We start from the raw sequence: 16,840 nt of genomic DNA, 5'->3' as shown, positions 1-16,840 counted from the left end.
TTATTTCTCCAGCATGCGGGCGATACCCACGCCCTGCCTGACAATTTCGATTCCGCTGTCCATACAGGCCACGATAGTGGTTGGCTGGAACGGAATAATGCCACCGTCCACGATCAAATCCAATTCTTTCTCCAGTTTTTCCCGAATGTCGTAAGGATCGGCCAGCGCTTCTTCTTCACCCGGCAAGATCATGGTCGTGGATAAAATCGGTTCGCCCAATTCTTGCAAAATCGCCCGCGCGATGCGGTTGTCGCTGATGCGCACCCCTATGGTTTTCTTTTTAGGATGCTGCAGACGGCGCGGCACTTCCCGGGTGGCATCCAACAAAAAGGTGAACGGCCCGGGCGTTAAATGTTTGATCAAACGGTGCGCGTCGTTGCCCATTTTGGTAAAGGTGGAAACTTGCGACAAATCGGTACACAACAAGGTAAAGTTGTGATTGTCGTCCAGGCGACGGATGCGCCGTATCCTGTCCATCGCGTGTTTATCGCCGATTTGCGCGCCCAAGGCGTAGGAAGTATCGGTAGGATAGACGATTACCCCGCCGGTGCGTATCACACCGACTACTTGTTGAATCAAACGCGGCTGCGGATTTTGCGGATGGATTTCCAGGTATTCGGCCATCGGGGCGCTTTTATCTCAATGCAAAAGCCGGCTAGTTTACCTTATCTCTCACCCTGTTTTTTAGCGACCTTATCGCGCAGATAAACCGGCTGCGCCAATTCTACCGGCACCGTCAAACCGTTTGCGACTTGATAAGCCCCCAATTGCGCCACACAGCCTGCCCTGGGCCAAACACCAGCGTCTATCCCCAACACCCGATCGGCCAAGCGCCGTGCCAGAATATCCGCGTGCGCCGCCCATCCGGAACCTATTCCATGTCCGGCCAGATCCGGAAACCGCACGTCGGCGGCCGGGACAACCGCCTCTTCCCCCAGCAAGCGCGCCAATCCCAGCTCGTCGCGTTGATAAACGCCCCAGAACACTTCGTCCATACGCGCATCCAGCGCGGTAAACGCCAGCCGCTGTTCCCCGTTATTGAAAAAATCCTGGGCGATAGCGGCCAAGGTAGACACCATGGCCACCGGCAAATCGGCACCTAAGGCAATGCCGTGCACCACGCCGGTCGCAATCCGCACGCCGGTAAACGAACCGGGCCCCCGGCTTAAGGCCACGGCATCTAATTGCCCGGGGCGCAAGCCGGCGTCGGCCATCAGTTCATCCAGCATCGGCAGGATCAGTTTGGTGTGTTGTCTAGGCGCGATTTGAAACCGTTCGCATATTTGACCGTCGATGAACAAAGCCGCCGAACAGGCATCCGTGGAGGTTTCTACAGCGAGTAACTTCATGAATTAAGACGATAAATGAATTCGGGTTGCGTACCCGGCGAGACGATAAGCGGCGACAACCTGGCATTTTACCGCATTCGTTGCCACCCATCGCTATAGTAGCTCGGCTAAACTGTCGCCCAACGTACCCGGAGCGCCCCGCTGACGCATGCTGCTTACACGCCCTGAACCTAGAGTAGCAACCCCATACTGACCATCCGTGCCCATCTCCTTGTCTCGATCCATTGCACTATTTTCGGCCGGCGTTATCTTAGTTCCGATACTACTGGTCTGGTTAGCGCTGGACAGCCGTCCGGCGCTGCAACGGCATGCGGATTTAAGTCCGGAAAAAATAGCCGACGTTAAACGTCAATTGGCAATCAACGACCCGCGCCGCTTGCGTTCCGGCAGCACCGCGCTAGCGCGGCTCAATCAAAAGCAGTTGGATCTCGCCCTCAATTATGCCGCCAATCAATTGGTGAACGGGGCAGCGGAGCTGAAGATCAGCGAGCGCCGCGCCCGCATCCGGGCCACTGCCCCGTTACCGGCCGTCGGCCGCTACGCCAACTTAACCCTGGTCTTGGCGCAAAACGGCAAATTGCCGAAAATCGCCGGCGCAAAACTCGGCAGCTTGCCGATACCCGGCTGGTTGGCCCACGCGCTTGCCGACCGTTTAATTGCCGCGCTCATTCCGGACAACGAGCGTAAAACCTTGTTATCCAGTCTCAAACAAATCGAATTCAAACCCGGGGTGATGACGGCCGCCTACCGCTGGCAACACGACTTGCCGACTAAATTATCCGCCATCCTTTGGGACAACCCAGTCGAGCGGCAACGCATCGGCATTTACCAAGCCAAGATAGTCGAGGTCATACGCACGGCTCGCCAACCGATTTCCTTGACCGTCATTGCCGGACCGCTGTTTCGCCTGGCGGCGGAACGCAGCGTACAAGGCGATCCGATTGCCGAAAATCGGACAGTCGTTTTGCTGATGGCTTTGTACAGCACCCGCCGCGAACTCGGCCGCTACATCACCGCCGCCAAGATCGGCCAATTTCCCAACTGGCGACCGGTACTCTTGAACGGCCGGGACGATTTCGGCAAACATTTTTCGGTATCGGCCTTGTTGGCCGCATACGCCGGTACCCCGCTAGCGGACGCGGTAGGCCTTTACAAGGAAGTCGAAGATTCGCGCGGCGGCAGCGGCTTTTCCTTCAACGATCTTGCCGCCGACTTGGCCGGCCGGCGCCTGGGAGAAATGGCGGTAGCCGATCCGGATCAAGCCAAACGCCTGCAAACCCGCATGGCAAACGCGCAGGAAAGCGAATTCATGCCCGCAACCGCCGATTTACCGGAATTTATGCCGGAAGCCGAATTCCAACAGCGCTTTGGCGGCTTACAGGGGGAGAACTATCGGCAAATGCTGGAAAAAATCCATGCGCGCATCAACGCGTTGCCACTCTATCAAAGCCAGTAACGGGAAAACCGGCAGCCTTAACCGTCTAACAAACTTAAAGCGGTCTCGGCATCCCGAACGAGCAAAAAATATTGACTGTGGAAACGACACTTAATCGCGACGGAGCGTCGCTCCCACAAAGACCATCACAGACACGCTGACGGCCGTTATCCAACCGCAAAGGTAAAATCTCAAGCTTGACCGCTCAATTCTCTACCATAACGCTTCCCGGCGGACAGCAGGGTTCCTCCCAGCAGTAACAACAACAGCGTTCCCGGCGCCGGCAGTGGGTTAGGTGGATTGGTGACTTTGTCCGTTACGGTAATTAAGTCGTCGAGTTCCAACGGCGTATTAAACACCACGCTGGCGCTGCTGTATTTTTGCGCCGTATCGACTATCCCGAGAAACAAGGCCGGCGTGCCGTTAACCGAAGTCGCGACGTCCGCATCGGCCACCGAGAGCGTGGCTCCGCCGAACGACAGGATTGCATCATCGGCGAAAAAGTCGAAATTGATGTCTCCCAGCACCAAATAAAAGCCGAAGGCATAAGTCGGTACGGTAAAACCGAAATTCAGCGTATCCCCTAAGGTAAATCCGCCAAAGGCGCCAGCGTATTCGTAAGCCAAGGTGTTGGCACCGGAAGTACCGCCTATGCTGCGTATGCCTGCGGCAGGGTCGATGGCGTCGCCGACCACTGAGTCGCCCAGGGTATACGTCAAGTTAAGACCGCCGATGGCAGCACCGGAAGCGAAGGTAGTCCCCCCGGCTATGCCGTCGAAATTTTGCACCGACACATCGGTATTGGCGATGCCGGCCACGGCGGCATCGAACGCCGCTTTATCCTTGTACAGTACCGGAGCCGCATAGGCCGAACCCGCAGCACATAGCGCTAACATTAATGCCGAGCAGCCGGCCAGCGTTTTCACGCCTGCTTTTGCGTGAAGAATAGGATTGGGCTTGGTTTTGATTACATTCACGACACACCTCTTGACTTTATTATGTTGATGCAGCAGTTAAACATCCAATGTCGTTGTTAGCTTTTATCCACATTACAAGCGGTAAGCGACAGCCTATTGCGTGTTGACAGGTATTGTCACGGCCAATCGAATGTGTATCAGCACTTTCCGTAGCAGCGCCGATAAAACGGCAAACCTGATGAGATTTGAATAAAATTCTAGAACCCGCTCACAGTTTTAGGCGCCTGTCGCATTGTATCCGGTAAATCCCCAGCCTAACAAACTGATTTTTTCCGCTAACCGCGTACACGCCGAACTCCGTGTTACCACCCAAACTTACTAAGCCGCCGTGCCATGCCCGGCACACACGTTTGACATAAGGGGCGATGCGCGTTAGCGCAGCGTCCCGCTTGATGGATGAGTTAGCTTTTTACCCACCGTGAACAAAATTGGAATTGAGGCAATGATACCAACAACAGTGGCTGGGCCAGAAACCGCAAATACCTGTTGGTCAACATACCCTTCGGTAAGCGAGCGATAAATGAGGTAGCTACCAAGAGGCAGGTTGAGAAGCACCGCAGTGGCGGTGCCTGGTGCATATGAATGTAGCGCTACAGTTGCTAAAACGTGGGGGAATAAGACGTTAAGCACCATTGCAAGAGCATAGCCTGTAAGGAAGTAAGCCCCATAGCTGTGTGCGCCACTAACCGAAGAGAGCCATGCGGCAAAAATGACAGCAATGGATAAAACGACAACGGCAAAGCGGAAAGGGAATGCGCCAACCTGAACATGCCAACGACCAGCACGTGTTGACCAAGCTGGGAGAAACAGCGCCTCCTCGGTGTTGTGTATTACAACGCCAAGCGCGAACAGCCAACCAAGTAGCGAAAAACTCATGAGGTAGCTAACGCCAGCGTAACGGGCCGGTTTGGAGCGCGAGCGGAAAACCGGTCACGTTGACGCAATCGTTATGTGTCATTGATGATCTCCATGCTGTGCGCAAAGAACGTGATTCCAGGGTCTTGCTCGATATTCTGCACTTCTATGCGCGAGGAGTCCCATTGCCGCGCGGAGATGTCCACGACCAGCATTCCCGACAAAGACCCTGAAAAACCTTCCTGAATTTTCAGATTGCTGACACCGTTAAAACGTAGACGGCGAGTTTTTTCACCTTTTTTAGCAGAGAGGTCAATGAAGCTATCCTTCCACGATTCCCATTCAATATGGTAATGGAAATCCACTAACTCCAAATTGCTAAATCCTGCCAGGATAATCGAATCACTCACCTGTAGTTTCTCCGTAACACATAACGAAAAGGGTAACTTGCCGGCGAAAGCGTAGCGACGATAGGAGCGTAGCTTTTGCCGGTCAAGTTTACCCGCTTGTTAGGCCAAATTGGTAACTGCGAGTTACTTGGTTTATTTACGCCATTCATTCTATGTCGATTGCCCATTTGTTCCATAAACCTATAACAAATAGGCTCATTAGTCCAATTACACCCAGAATGGTACACAGTAGATAGACCCAAGCTCCTGGTATAAAATTTAGCAATCCGTTATTTGGGCTAATTGGCCAAAATGGTTGTATGTCCGCATGCATAATGCTGTCCAACAATACATGTGAAAATGTACCAATAAAGGCACCTGTAGAAGCCGCAACCCACGAAATGTGTGAATTCACTTGCAGCCATTTCAAGTATTTAAAATTGAATATGGCATTCCACGTACGAAGTAACCATTGACATACAAATTTGCCCATAAAAAGAGTAAGCGAACCAATTATGAATGCGCCTAGATACGTGTGCGTAAAACCATGCAACACGCTATCGTGCCGCACAATTCTTATTAACGGCTCCATATCAATAGCAACTTGAGCGAATCCGAAGATTGTTAAGCTAAAATGGCGGCCTGTTATAGCTTTAATTGCTGTTCCAGGCCCCATGTGAAATGGTGTAAAAGGCATGTCTTCCTTCCCGCCTAACGCCCAGCTAATGGGCGCGCAGCGAAGCGGAGCGTCCCGTTGAGCGCCGTGTTAAAAGGCTTGGTTGACGGCTTGTTCTTTGTATCTGATAACAAAATCTTTTGCTTCATCGAGTGATTCTGGGTAAGAAATTTTATAATAGCCTCCGTCCTCACGCCGTTCATAGACTGAATGAAAGAAGAATCCGTGCTCCACGAGATATTTTACTTTCTCCCATTGCGCTTTATCTGCGGTTTTCGGAGCGGAAAACTTCCGATTAACCTCGATCAATGGGCCACCACATTCTGGGCAAACTCTTGGGATTGAAGATTGAGGCTTCTTAAAGCTCTTTCTGCATTTAAAGCATAAATTCGGAAAGAGATAGCTCTGAATATGCTTTTCTTTTTGAAAGTAGCTGTGATGCTTGAACTTACCCATACCTTTGACAGCCTTTTAACTAGTAATTAGATAGTTCTGTATATCTACCGAAAATCATTCCTAGAACCGATAATTTATTGATTAACATGCGATTTTCCATTCTGCATATCATCGGAACCTAGTAGGCATGACTGGTAAACATCAAACTGCGGTCATTGAATCAGATTAGACGATAGGCTGCAACGGGTCGCTATGGATAGCTATCCATAGCGACCCCTATGTATAGTGCCCAACTATGAATAGAAGCGATTTATTTTGATCTGCATCCTACGTGTTATTAGCGATTACCAGCAGAGCGCTATACATAGTTTTGATGCTTTTAAAACTGAGTCGATTCATTTCTAGCCGGTTGATAACTAGAAACGGAGTTGGTGCATGGCAATATTCAACCAAACGAAGCATAAAACCATCAACAAAGGCTGCCAATTGGCACTCAAGCAGGCAAGTGTAAATGTGTTAGTCGGCAAGGATCATTGAATTTTCTGAAGTGAAGAAATTTTCACATCAAAACCCTTGCAAAATTATGTAAAGCTTTTTAGCCAAGGATTGGCTGAAAGACCAGTAAAATCAGACTTTGCCACCGATCGCAATATACGGCTACTCATAGTTGGGCACTATACATAGGGGTCGAGACAAGACGATCATGCCTTACCCAACCGAGCCGATTATTTCCCGATAACCGAATTCCAGCCAATTGATTCGACTTAATGTTATAGATCGTTAAGTTACTTTCCAAACCAATTTTGCAAATAGTCGTAAGATTGAATAGTTCCGCCAACCATCTTAACCTGCCGCGCAAGCAGTGCACACTAAAGCAATATTGTCGAGGTAAGCCATTGAATGTCCAACCCGCTTCCGCCCGGTTAACGTCTATAGATGCCCTGCGCGGTCTGGTCATGGTCATCATGACCTTGGATCACACCCGCGATTTCTTCAGCGACGCTCACTTCAAGCCGACCGATTTGCAGCAAACCAACGTCGCCTTGTTTCTGACCCGCTGGATCACGCATTTTTGCGCACCGGTGTTCGTGTTTTTGGCAGGCGCCAGCGCGTTTTTATGGTTCGCCCGCAAAGGCCGGAATGCACCGATCAGCGGTTTTTTGCTGAAACGCGGGCTGCTGCTGTTACTGCTGACTTGTACCGTGGAGGCGTGGTCGTGGAATTTTCTGAACGATTTCCGGCAAGTCGACGGCGGCGTGCTATGGGCTATAGGCTGGTCCATGATCGTATTGGCCGGTTTAGCCAAACTGCCGGTGGTGATAGTGGGCTTGATCGGACTGACCATCGTGGCCGGACACAATGCTCTGGACGGCATTCGAGCGCAAGACTTGGGCGGCTTCGCGCCGTGGTGGGCGATCTTGCATACCGGCGAGGATGTGGCTTTAGGCAACGGTTGGTCTATTAATCCCTACTACCCGCTGCTGCCGTGGATAGGGGTGATTGCGCTGGGTTTCGGTTTCGGCAGCTGGCTGCAGCGCAACGAACCGGGTACCCCATTCAAATTGATTACCGCCGGGACCGGATTGAGCCTTTTATTCATCGCCCTGCGCTACGCCAACGTTTACGGCGACCCCGATGCTTGGCAAGTACAAACCACGCCCGCGTTTACGCTACTGTCGTTTTTGAATTGCCACAAATACCCGCCTTCTTTGCTGTATTTATCGATGACGTTAGGTCCGGCCCTAATACTGTTAGGCTTGCTGCATCAAAAGTCGTTACACCTGCAACATCCCTTGCTGTTATTCGGCCGCACGCCGCTATTTTTTTATTTAATTCACCTATATGTCATTCACGGCCTGGCAGTCGGCTTGGCGGCGATAACAGGCGGTCCGGTGCGAGAAATCGCCGGCGGCGGCATTTGGTCGCCGAATTTGCCTGCCGATTACGGTTACGGCTTGGCTAGCGTTTATGCGATATGGCTTGTCGTGGTGGTACTGATGTTGCGCTTGTGCCGCGGATTTGAGCGGCTCAAAACGGCCAACCCGCATTGGATTTGGATGAATTATTTATAAATCAACAGCTTGTGCTTTGTCACCGGCAGTTGGATTTAGGGTTGTGCCCGGAAACGTAGTAAGATTCGCCAAAGCTGTTCAAGCAAACACTGTTGCTCGCAACGCGAAATACACGGACTTCAAGTCCCTATCAGCGGGAGACGATAGCCTCATGTCAGAGCAAGATTCGCCGGAAGCGCTTTATATCGTATTGATTAGCATACATGGGCTGATTCGCGGCAACGACTTGGAACTCGGCAGAGATCCTGATACCGGCGGACAAACCAAATACGTGATCGAACTCGCAAAAGCACTGTCCGGACAGACCGATATCGAACGGGTCGATTTGGTGACCCGCTTGATTCGGGCGGATAGCGTGAGTACCGATTATGCCGAGCCGCTGGAAACTTTGGCCGGCAACGCGCAAATCGTGCGCATCGAGTGCGGGCCGGACGACTACATTCCGAAGGAACAACTATGGGACTATTTGGACGGTTTCACCGACAATTTATTGGTCTGGCTACACCAGCAACCCCGCCTACCCGACATCTTGCACAGCCACTACGCCGATGCAGGTTACGTCGGATTACATATTTCCCAGCTAACCGGCATACCGCTGGTTCATACCGGTCATTCGTTGGGCCGGGACAAATGCCGGCGCCTGCTTGCCACCGGGATGATTCTCAACGACATTGAACAACGTTACCACGTACTTCGCCGCATCGACGCCGAAGAAGATACGCTAGCCGCCTCCGCGTTGGTGATTGCCAGCACCCGAAACGAAATCGAGGATCAATACGAGCTTTACGACTGCTACGCACCGGAGAAAATGGCGATCATACCCCCCGGCATCAATTTAACCCAGTTCCATCCACCGTCGGCGATCGGCGACGGCACTAGCTACTTACCGCACTTGCGTAAATTTCTCAGTCACCCGGATAAACCTATCATTTTGGCTTTATCCCGTCCCGACGAGTGCAAAAACATTATTGCGTTGCTGGAGGCCTACGGCGAGTCGCCGCGTTTGCAAGCACTGGCCAATTTGGTCATCGTAGCCGGCAATCGCGACGACATCCGCGAAATGGCCGACGGTCCGCAACGGGTGCTGACCGAATTATTAATGGTGATCGATTTTTACGATTTATATGGTCTGGTGGCGATACCCAAGCACCATAGTACCGAACAGGTTGGTGAAATTTTCCGCCTGGCTTCGACCTCGCACGGCGTGTTCGTCAATCCGGCCCTCACCGAACCATTCGGTTTGACGCTATTGGAAGCGGCAGCCAGCGGCTTACCGTTAATCGCTACCGAAAACGGCGGCCCGGTAGATATTATCGGCAATTGCCAAAACGGCTTGCTGATCGACCCGTTCGACGTGAAGGGGTTCGCCGACGCACTATTAACCGTGCTGGAGAATCCGGCGCTGTGGCAACAATATTCCGCGTCCGGCATTGAAAACGTCGCAAAACATTATTTGTGGCAAGCGCACGCCCGCGCTTACTTGAGCAAAATTCGCGGGCTGCCCAAAGGCTTCGAATTATTGCCGAAGACCGTGTCGCGTACCCAAGCCAGCCGCTACCGCAAGCTGGCGATTTGCACCGAGATCGACAATACGCTGCTAGGCGACGCAGAAGGTTTGGAACAACTTGTCAAGCTGATCCGCGAGCAACGCAAAAAATTCTTGTTTTGCATCGGCTCGGGCAGGCGCCTGGATTCGGCATTGGCCATTTTAAAAGCGCACAAGGTACCTAAACCCGATATTTTAATCACCAGTTTGGGTACGGAAATTCATTACGCCCAACAGCTGATTTCCGACATTTCGTGGAGTTATCACATCGACCACGGCTGGACGCCGCACGTGTTACGACGGCTATTTGAAGATCTACCGGGACTCAAGCCGCAGCCAAAAAGCGAGCAAAGCCGTTTCAAACTGTCCTATTTCTACGACGCCGCCACCGCACCTAGCATCGAAGAGATCAACAGCCTATTACATAAGCAGGATTTTTCAGTCAACGTCACCTTGTCCTTCGGCCAATTTTTGGACATCGTTCCGGCCCGGGCCTCCAAGGGGCAAGCCTTGCGCTACATTGTCAGACAACGGGACATTCCGTTACAACGCGTATTAGCCACCGGCGGTTCCGGTGGAGATGAAGACATGCTGCGCGGCAACACCCTGGGCGTCGTCGTCGCCAACCGCCACAGCGGGGAGCTATCGACCCTGGCCGAAATGGAGCACGTTTATTTCGCGATGCGAGCCCACGCTTGGGGTATTTTAGAAGCGATCGAACATTACGACTTTTTTAATCTTTAACCTCCGGCCACAAGCAAGGCAGCGCTGATCCCGGCCGGCATCAGGCATACACCGAGAGCAGGTGAAAAAAAGCTAAGCAAAGTCGATACAAACTCGGCCACTATCGGCCCGAGTAAACCCCCAGGAACTACTTATGTACGAACAAGTTTCCCACTCGCTATTGAACAATATCCTCGACGATCTGAAACCGGAAATTCGCCGCCAAGACATCAGGCACTTCTATACGCGCTTGGGAGCCAATTTTTACGCCATCTATTCTTTATTTTTCACGCTATACGGACAGCGCGACGATTTCAAAACGCAAATGTTGCGATTGGTGGAAACCATGGCCAAAGGCTATATCGCCCGCAGCGCGGAATTGGAACAAAGCGACATCGCCCGGGAACAGGACCACAACTGGTTTTTATCGCAGCAATGGGTGGGCATGGCACTTTACACCAACGGATTTGCCGACAATCTTGCCGACCTAGCTAACAAAACCCAATACTTTCAAGAACTAGGTATCAACATGGTGCACATCATGCCGATTCTGATGTGCCCCACCGGCAAAAGCGACGGCGGCTACGCGGTCAGCGATTTCAGACAAATCGACGACAGGCTGGGAACTTTAAACGATTTGCGGCGCCTCGCCGAGGAGTTCAGAAAGCGCGACATCTTGTTGGTGCTGGACATCGTGTTAAACCATACCTCCGACGAACACGAATGGGCGCAAAAAGCCATCAACGGCGAGCAACGTTACCAGGATTATTATTTTGTGTTCGGCAACCGCGAAGTGCCGGACATGTTCGAGCAATCCATGCCGGAGATTTTCCCCGAAAGCAATCCCGGCAATTTCACCTGGAACGAGGCGATGCAAAAATGGGTGATGACGGTGTTTCACAACTACCAGTGGGATTTGAATTACAGCAATCCCGAAGTGTTCGTAGCCATGCTCGACATCATCTTGTTTTGGGCCAATCAAGGCGTGGACATACTGCGGCTCGACGCCGTGGCTTTTCTGTGGAAGAAGATCGGCTCCACCTGCCAAAACGAGCGCAACGCGCACTTGATTCTGCAACTGATGAAGGATTGTTGCCAAGTCACCGCGCCCGGCGTACTGTTCATCGCCGAAGCCATCGTCACGCCGGTGGAAATGATCAAATATTTCGGCGAAGACGCCATCATCGCCAAGGAATGCGAAATTGCCTACAACGCCACGCTAATGGCTTTGCTGTGGGACGGTATCGCCACACAAAACGCCAGATTACTCTATCAAGGCGTTAAAAATCTGCCGGCAAAACTGGAACGAGCCACTTGGCTCAATTACGTGCGTTGTCACGACGACATCGGTTTCGGCTTCGACGACAACGACATCCGCGCCGCCGGTTACGACCCGTACGCGCACCGGCAATTTTTGGTCAATTATTTCAGCGGCCAATTCGAAGGCTCACCGGCCAGAGGCATGGTGTTCATGCACAACGAAACCACCGGCGACGCCCGCATCAGCGGTTCAATGGCCTCGCTGGTCGGCTTGGAAGCCGGTCAGGAAACAAACGACCAAGCGTTGATCGATAACGCGGTCAAAAAAATAGTGTTGCTGCACAGCCTGATTTTATCGTTCGGCGGCATCCCTTTGCTGTACAACGGCGATGCATTAGGGGTAATCAACGACTACAGCTATCGCGACGATCCCCATAAAAGTAACGACAACCGTTGGATACACCGCCCCAAAATCAATTGGGAACGTGCCGAGTTGCGCAAAAAACAGGGAACGACGGAGTACGTCTTATTCAACGCGATGAAGAAAATGATCGCAATCCGCAAAGAAACCTCGGCGTTTGCCGATTTTAACAATCGCGAACTGGTAGACATCGATAACCAGCATCTATTGTGTTACCTCCGCTTCGATCATCAACGGCCCTCTGAACGGGTGTTGGTGGTAGCCAATTTCGCCGCCAGTCCGCAATATCTCGACCTGGCTCTGCTCAGAAGCAAGGGTATCGATCCGTTTACCCGATTCGTCGATTTATATAGCGGGCGGCAACCGGCGCAATACGATAGACACATTGTGTTGCAAGGTTTTCAGTTTTATTGGTTAACGCAAATATAAAACCGCGCGGTCTTGGTAGAACCTCGTTAACGCTCCCAAAAAATCAATCAGCGATTTTCGACTTTTTCTTCCGCGCCCATTGTTCTTACTATTACCGCAATCCGGGCTACAGCCACGGCATTTTCCCCATCAATTTAAAACCGAACAGCTTCAGGGTCCCTGATGAACACAACGATCCCGGTTGCGAGAAAGGCAAACAGGCCCGACGCGATGAAAACCAAGCGGTAGTCGCCGATCAGGCTATGGGCGTAACCGGCGGTGTAGGCGGCGATGGCCGCCCCGATTTGATGTGCAAAGCAAATCCAGCCGAACACCACGCCGACGTTTTGTTTGCCGAATAAGTCCGCGGTCAATGCCGAGGTGGCCGGAATGGTCGACAACCAATTCATGCCGTAAATAATCGAGAACATCATTAATTGTCCGGTGCTATCGATGCCGGGCAGCAGTATCAGCGTGGCACCTCTGACCACGTAATAAAACGCCAGCGGCCAGCGCTTGCCGTAGCGGTCGCACAGCCAGCCGGAGAAAATCGTGCCGAACACATCGGCCGCGCCCATGACTCCCAGCGACATGGCCATGGTCATGTCGCTGAAGCCGTGTTCGATGCCATGTGGAATCAAATGGGTTTGAAAAAGCCCGGAGGTGGTTAAACCGCAAATGCCAAAACTCGAAGCCAACAGCCAGAATTGCGGGCTGCTCATGGCCGAGCGCATGGGATTGCTATCGGGCTTGAGTATTGTTGTGTGTACGCCATTGTCGCCGCAGGGCAACAGGCCTTTTGATTCGGGATCGTCTCTTAAAAATTTCAGAATCAACGGCAAAACCAGCAAGCCTAACGCGACGGCGATCAACAGCGTCGCCGCACGCCAGCCTTCATGAACGTTGATCTGCATTAAAACCGGAGTGAACACTAACTGGCCGGAAGAGAAGGCCGCGCCCAATATGCCTAATGCTAGTCCCCGGTGCTTATGGAACCAACGATTGATCAACGCCGAACCCATAATCATGGACGTGCCGCCCGAACCTGCTCCAATCAGCAATCCCCAAAACAAATACATTTGCCAGGATTCCCGCATAAAAACGCTGCCACCGGCGCCTGTCACCGATAAAATCAACGTGATAACGCTGATGCGTTTTGCGCCGTAGACATCCATCAACCTACCTAGAAATGGACCTGCAAGGCCGAATAACAGCAGGTTTAGCGAAATCGCGCCGCTAATGGTTTCCCTATTCCAATCAAACTCCTGTTCCAGGGACATCATGATGATCCCTGGAACAGAGCGCAGTGCCGATGCCACAAACAAGCACAGAAACGTGACTGCGAGTATTACCCAGGCATAGTGAACTGTATTGGCATGGCTCTTCGGCGTTGTTGCTAAGGACTTAAACATTTTCGTGAGGGTTTATTTGAAAACAGACTTATTCGGCGTCTTCGATTTTGTCCAGCAGTTCAATCAGCCGTGTTACCCCTTGCAGCAGGATGCCGCCCACGCCCAACGCAAACCACACCCCGATCACAAACCCCCAATGAATCGGCGCGGCGAAGAATTCTTCTCTAAACCAGAAGGTATGCCCCCACTCGTTGAAGCCGACGCTGACCAAAATCATGAAAGGCCCGAACACCGCCAAGGTCAAGGGTAACGAGATGCCTTTGGCATACAAGGGCAAGCGGGTTCTGGCGTATAGCCAGGCGCAGCCGCCCAAGATCACGTAAAGCGGGAAGTTGAAATAAAACTCGATGATGTGATTGGCGGTAAACGGCGTGTCGCGTATCGCCACCTGGTGCCAGGAGTTGTCCTGTTCGGCAAAATAACTGCCGGCCCAATACACCGCAAAGGTGTAAATGCTGATCCACATGGTCAAGGTGAAATAGCGGCGAATTTCTTCCTTGGGTGCCAATTGATCCAAATTCCGGTCGCGCGTGGTCCATAAGTAACCCCAAAAACCGCTGGCGACGGCGGCGATAATCGCCAGTTCGATATAAAACAGCCGCATCCAGTATTGCTCGAACGCGGGTTCCGTGGAATCCAGGCCGTGGGCGACGGCAAAAGCGCCCTGATACAGTCGTAAACCGACATAGATCACGGTCAATATGCCAAAGCCCTTTAAATATTTGGGTAAGTCGATCAAATACCAAGGCAATGATTTAGGGTTTTCGCTGCTTAAGCTAACGTGTTCTGTCGTGGTAGCCATGATGGTTGCTCCTGAGTTAATTGAATTTGGGGATGACGGCCGCGGAAATACTGGAGATATAGCGTTTTCCCATCACATCGTCGTAAAGGAACAGCAAACCGCCGACACGGCTGTCCGCGTCTTTGATCAGCCCGTCCAGCTTTTCCGACTCCCAGGCCGCATCGCGCACTTCTATCGTGACGGTGCGTTGTTCGCCGGGTGCGATAGGCGCATTGTTATCCAGGCTCAGGCCGTTATTGCTGACGTCATCCTTGGCGGGCATGTGGCCCACATCGGCCAATTCGGCGTTCATGAAATGCACGTTAGAGCTGGAAAACTCGCCGATTCTGACCGCCCCTTGGCTGCGATTGTCGACACTCACCTGCAACAGCATGGCTCGTTGAGCGACGTTGTATTCCGCTTTGATGGCGTCCACATTGACCGTTCCGGCATTGACTTGAGCCGGCAAAGGCAAAATCCGATCCAGTCCCGCTTGTAACGGAATAGCGTCCGGGTAACGGTTGGCAGTGACGGCATTCAGCGCCAATACCAATACCGGCACCCCCACTAACACGGCTTTAGCGATGAGTTTGTCCTGAGCGGTGATCAACTCCTGTTCCAAACCGGCATCCAGCATGCGGTAACGGCTGATGAACAAGGGACGACGCACCCACCACAACAACCAACCGGCAGCCAACACCCCCCAGAACAGGTGCCAGAATACGCCGTTGGCAAAGCCGAAGCTCTCCATGTCGATCACTTCGCCGTTAATGGTTTTAAGCGTATTGCGGAAGTCGCCGGGATCGCCGCCAATGTCCAACCACACCCCTGGGCCCATCACCTGTCCCGCGTCTTTTAAATTAAAAAACGGGTGAATGTGATAACGCCCAGGCAAACGGCCTTTCAAGACCACTTTGAACTCGTAGTCACCACCAGGCTCCAGGGACACTGAATTGGTCCAAGGTTTACCGTTTAGGTAGCGCTCGGTACGAATCAGCACGGGTCCCGGCGTGGAGATATTCAAGAAGCTGGCTTCCGGCTTTGGCACACTGATCGGCCAGTCTTCGGCAACATGAAACTTGCCGCTGACACTGACTTCATCGTTGACGTTGAATTTTTGCGTGGACCACTGCACGTCGTACCACTGGATGGTGCGCATCCGAATGAACGGCTCCAAGGCTTTTTCGCCATGGGCCTGAGCGGTGGGTACTGTCAACACCGACAACACATTCAAACAAAGCAATGCCAACAGCCAAGGTTTAAAAAGTACTTTCATGGCTGGTCTCCTTAAATGCTTTTCAGATAACGGGTATCGGCGAACCATTTACCGATATACCACCAGAGCGGATACATCAACGAACATAACAGCGCCGAACAAAAGGCCGCCAACGGTGTGGCGTACTGGCCATAGGTGCGCAAGGTACCGCGCTCGATGATGCGCAAGTATTCCGGCATGCCGGTGCGGATGTATTGAAAACCGAACACATCGGCCACCGTCAGCTGGCTGTTGTGGTATTCGACCGGTTGGTGGAACATGCCGAAGATCGGCCAATTGGTGGGGTAGAACAACAAGGCAAACGCAGCCCCGCCAAAAATAGAGGTGATGGTCAGGCTGTTGGTGAGCATCAACAAGGTATCCAATACCAATGCACCGGGCACCATGGTGGCCGGCAACACCATGTTGATGGGGAAATAATTCCAGTAGTGGTAGGCAAATACCCGGGTGACCCAGGTACCTAGCAATAAGGCCGCGACGCAGAGGGTGGCGCCCAACGGTAGACGGAATTTATCCCACAACACCGCCTGTACGGCGGCAGGAAAAGTAATGCCGATTAGCGGCGTCACCAATGGCCACCATTGCCGATCTTTCCAATCGACCCAGAAGTCCCAGTCGCCGACGGTCAGGGCAAAATGTAAATGAAACGAGCCGATGAACAAGAATAGGGCCAGGACCAGGATCAGATAATCGTAAGCTCTGACCAGCCGGGCTTTCTCGCCCTGGTAAGGTTTGAATGTGGAAATAGGAATGTGTGCGGACATAAAGTGATACCCCCGAATGGTGCCGTCGCAAACGACTGTCGATGTGATGGTTTGAGCGCGCCACCGGCCTAAAAGCCACCCTTGGGGAGTTAAACCGGAT

At 52.3% G+C, this 16,840-nt stretch carries 15 protein-coding genes; 4 read left to right on the top strand and 11 right to left on the bottom strand.

Features of this window, described 5'->3' with window-relative positions:
- Both AB0A83_RS08160 and tsaB read right to left on the bottom strand, forming a co-directional pair.
- Positions 1–624, bottom strand: a complete 624-nt coding sequence (locus tag AB0A83_RS08160) for an L-threonylcarbamoyladenylate synthase (protein ID WP_150047798.1) — start codon at positions 622–624, stop codon at positions 1–3.
- 41 nt (positions 625–665) lie between these two features.
- Entirely contained in the window at positions 666–1,349 is a 684-nt protein-coding gene (tsaB, locus tag AB0A83_RS08155; protein WP_150047797.1) for a tRNA (adenosine(37)-N6)-threonylcarbamoyltransferase complex dimerization subunit type 1 TsaB, read from the bottom strand.
- A gap of 199 nt (positions 1,350–1,548) precedes the next feature.
- On the opposite strand from tsaB, the gene AB0A83_RS08150 reads away from it, so the two are divergent.
- Positions 1,549–2,805: a hypothetical protein gene (locus AB0A83_RS08150; RefSeq protein ID WP_232056817.1), complete on the top strand. Its 1,257-nt coding sequence runs from the start codon at positions 1,549–1,551 to the stop codon at positions 2,803–2,805.
- Positions 2,806–2,975: 170 nt separating this feature from the next.
- Here AB0A83_RS08150 and AB0A83_RS08145 read toward each other — a convergent pair whose 3' ends face one another.
- The 5 genes from AB0A83_RS08145 to AB0A83_RS08125 form a co-directional block, all read right to left on the bottom strand.
- Positions 2,976–3,761, bottom strand: a complete 786-nt coding sequence (locus AB0A83_RS08145; protein WP_150047796.1) for a hypothetical protein — start codon at positions 3,759–3,761, stop codon at positions 2,976–2,978.
- Positions 3,762–4,133: 372 nt separating this feature from the next.
- Positions 4,134–4,637: an HXXEE domain-containing protein gene (locus AB0A83_RS08140; protein WP_367155979.1), complete on the bottom strand. Its 504-nt coding sequence runs from the start codon at positions 4,635–4,637 to the stop codon at positions 4,134–4,136.
- A 71-nt stretch (positions 4,638–4,708) separates the two neighbouring features.
- Positions 4,709–5,026, bottom strand: a complete 318-nt coding sequence (locus AB0A83_RS08135) for a hypothetical protein (RefSeq protein WP_367155978.1) — start codon at positions 5,024–5,026, stop codon at positions 4,709–4,711.
- Between the two features lie 145 nt (positions 5,027–5,171).
- Positions 5,172–5,702, bottom strand: a complete 531-nt coding sequence (locus AB0A83_RS08130) for a metal-dependent hydrolase (RefSeq protein WP_367155977.1) — start codon at positions 5,700–5,702, stop codon at positions 5,172–5,174.
- A gap of 69 nt (positions 5,703–5,771) precedes the next feature.
- Positions 5,772–6,137 (bottom strand): hypothetical protein, encoded by a 366-nt coding sequence (locus AB0A83_RS08125; protein WP_367155976.1) that lies wholly within the window; start codon positions 6,135–6,137, stop codon positions 5,772–5,774.
- Between the two features lie 836 nt (positions 6,138–6,973).
- Between AB0A83_RS08125 and AB0A83_RS08120 the strand changes: the two genes are divergently transcribed.
- From AB0A83_RS08120 to AB0A83_RS08110, 3 genes are all read left to right on the top strand, one after another.
- The gene (locus tag AB0A83_RS08120) at positions 6,974–8,149 is read left to right on the top strand and encodes a DUF1624 domain-containing protein (protein WP_367155975.1); all 1,176 of its coding nucleotides are present in this window, start codon (positions 6,974–6,976) and stop codon (positions 8,147–8,149) included.
- Positions 8,150–8,300: 151 nt separating this feature from the next.
- Positions 8,301–10,439 carry an HAD-IIB family hydrolase gene (locus AB0A83_RS08115; RefSeq protein WP_367155974.1) on the top strand — a complete coding sequence of 713 codons (2,139 nt, stop codon included), beginning with the start codon at positions 8,301–8,303 and terminating at the stop codon, positions 10,437–10,439.
- A gap of 133 nt (positions 10,440–10,572) precedes the next feature.
- Positions 10,573–12,528 carry an alpha-amylase family glycosyl hydrolase gene (locus AB0A83_RS08110; protein WP_367155973.1) on the top strand — a complete coding sequence of 652 codons (1,956 nt, stop codon included), beginning with the start codon at positions 10,573–10,575 and terminating at the stop codon, positions 12,526–12,528.
- A gap of 134 nt (positions 12,529–12,662) precedes the next feature.
- Here the strand turns inward: AB0A83_RS08110 and AB0A83_RS08105 are convergent, their stop codons facing one another.
- Genes AB0A83_RS08105 through amoA form a run of 4 tightly spaced genes read right to left on the bottom strand, consistent with a single transcriptional unit; the run spans position 12,663 to position 16,740 of the window.
- Entirely contained in the window at positions 12,663–13,919 is a 1,257-nt protein-coding gene (locus AB0A83_RS08105) for an MFS transporter (RefSeq protein WP_367155972.1), read from the bottom strand.
- Between the two features lie 28 nt (positions 13,920–13,947).
- Complete coding sequence (gene amoC / locus AB0A83_RS08100) at positions 13,948–14,721, bottom strand: bacterial ammonia monooxygenase, subunit AmoC (protein WP_367155971.1); 774 nt, start codon at positions 14,719–14,721, stop codon at positions 13,948–13,950.
- A 16-nt stretch (positions 14,722–14,737) separates the two neighbouring features.
- Complete coding sequence (gene amoB / locus AB0A83_RS08095; RefSeq protein WP_367155970.1) at positions 14,738–15,976, bottom strand: bacterial ammonia monooxygenase, subunit AmoB; 1,239 nt, start codon at positions 15,974–15,976, stop codon at positions 14,738–14,740.
- Between the two features lie 11 nt (positions 15,977–15,987).
- Positions 15,988–16,740 carry a bacterial ammonia monooxygenase, subunit AmoA gene (amoA, locus tag AB0A83_RS08090; RefSeq protein ID WP_367155969.1) on the bottom strand — a complete coding sequence of 251 codons (753 nt, stop codon included), beginning with the start codon at positions 16,738–16,740 and terminating at the stop codon, positions 15,988–15,990.
- Positions 16,741–16,840 lie beyond the last annotated feature (100 nt).

It is taken from the genome of Methylomonas sp. HYX-M1 (genome assembly GCF_040741385.1).
GTDB classification, from domain to species: domain Bacteria; phylum Pseudomonadota; class Gammaproteobacteria; order Methylococcales; family Methylomonadaceae; genus Methylomonas; species Methylomonas rhizoryzae.
Note: the sequence above shows the minus strand (reverse complement) of the source record. Positions and strands in the feature narration are given on the sequence as shown.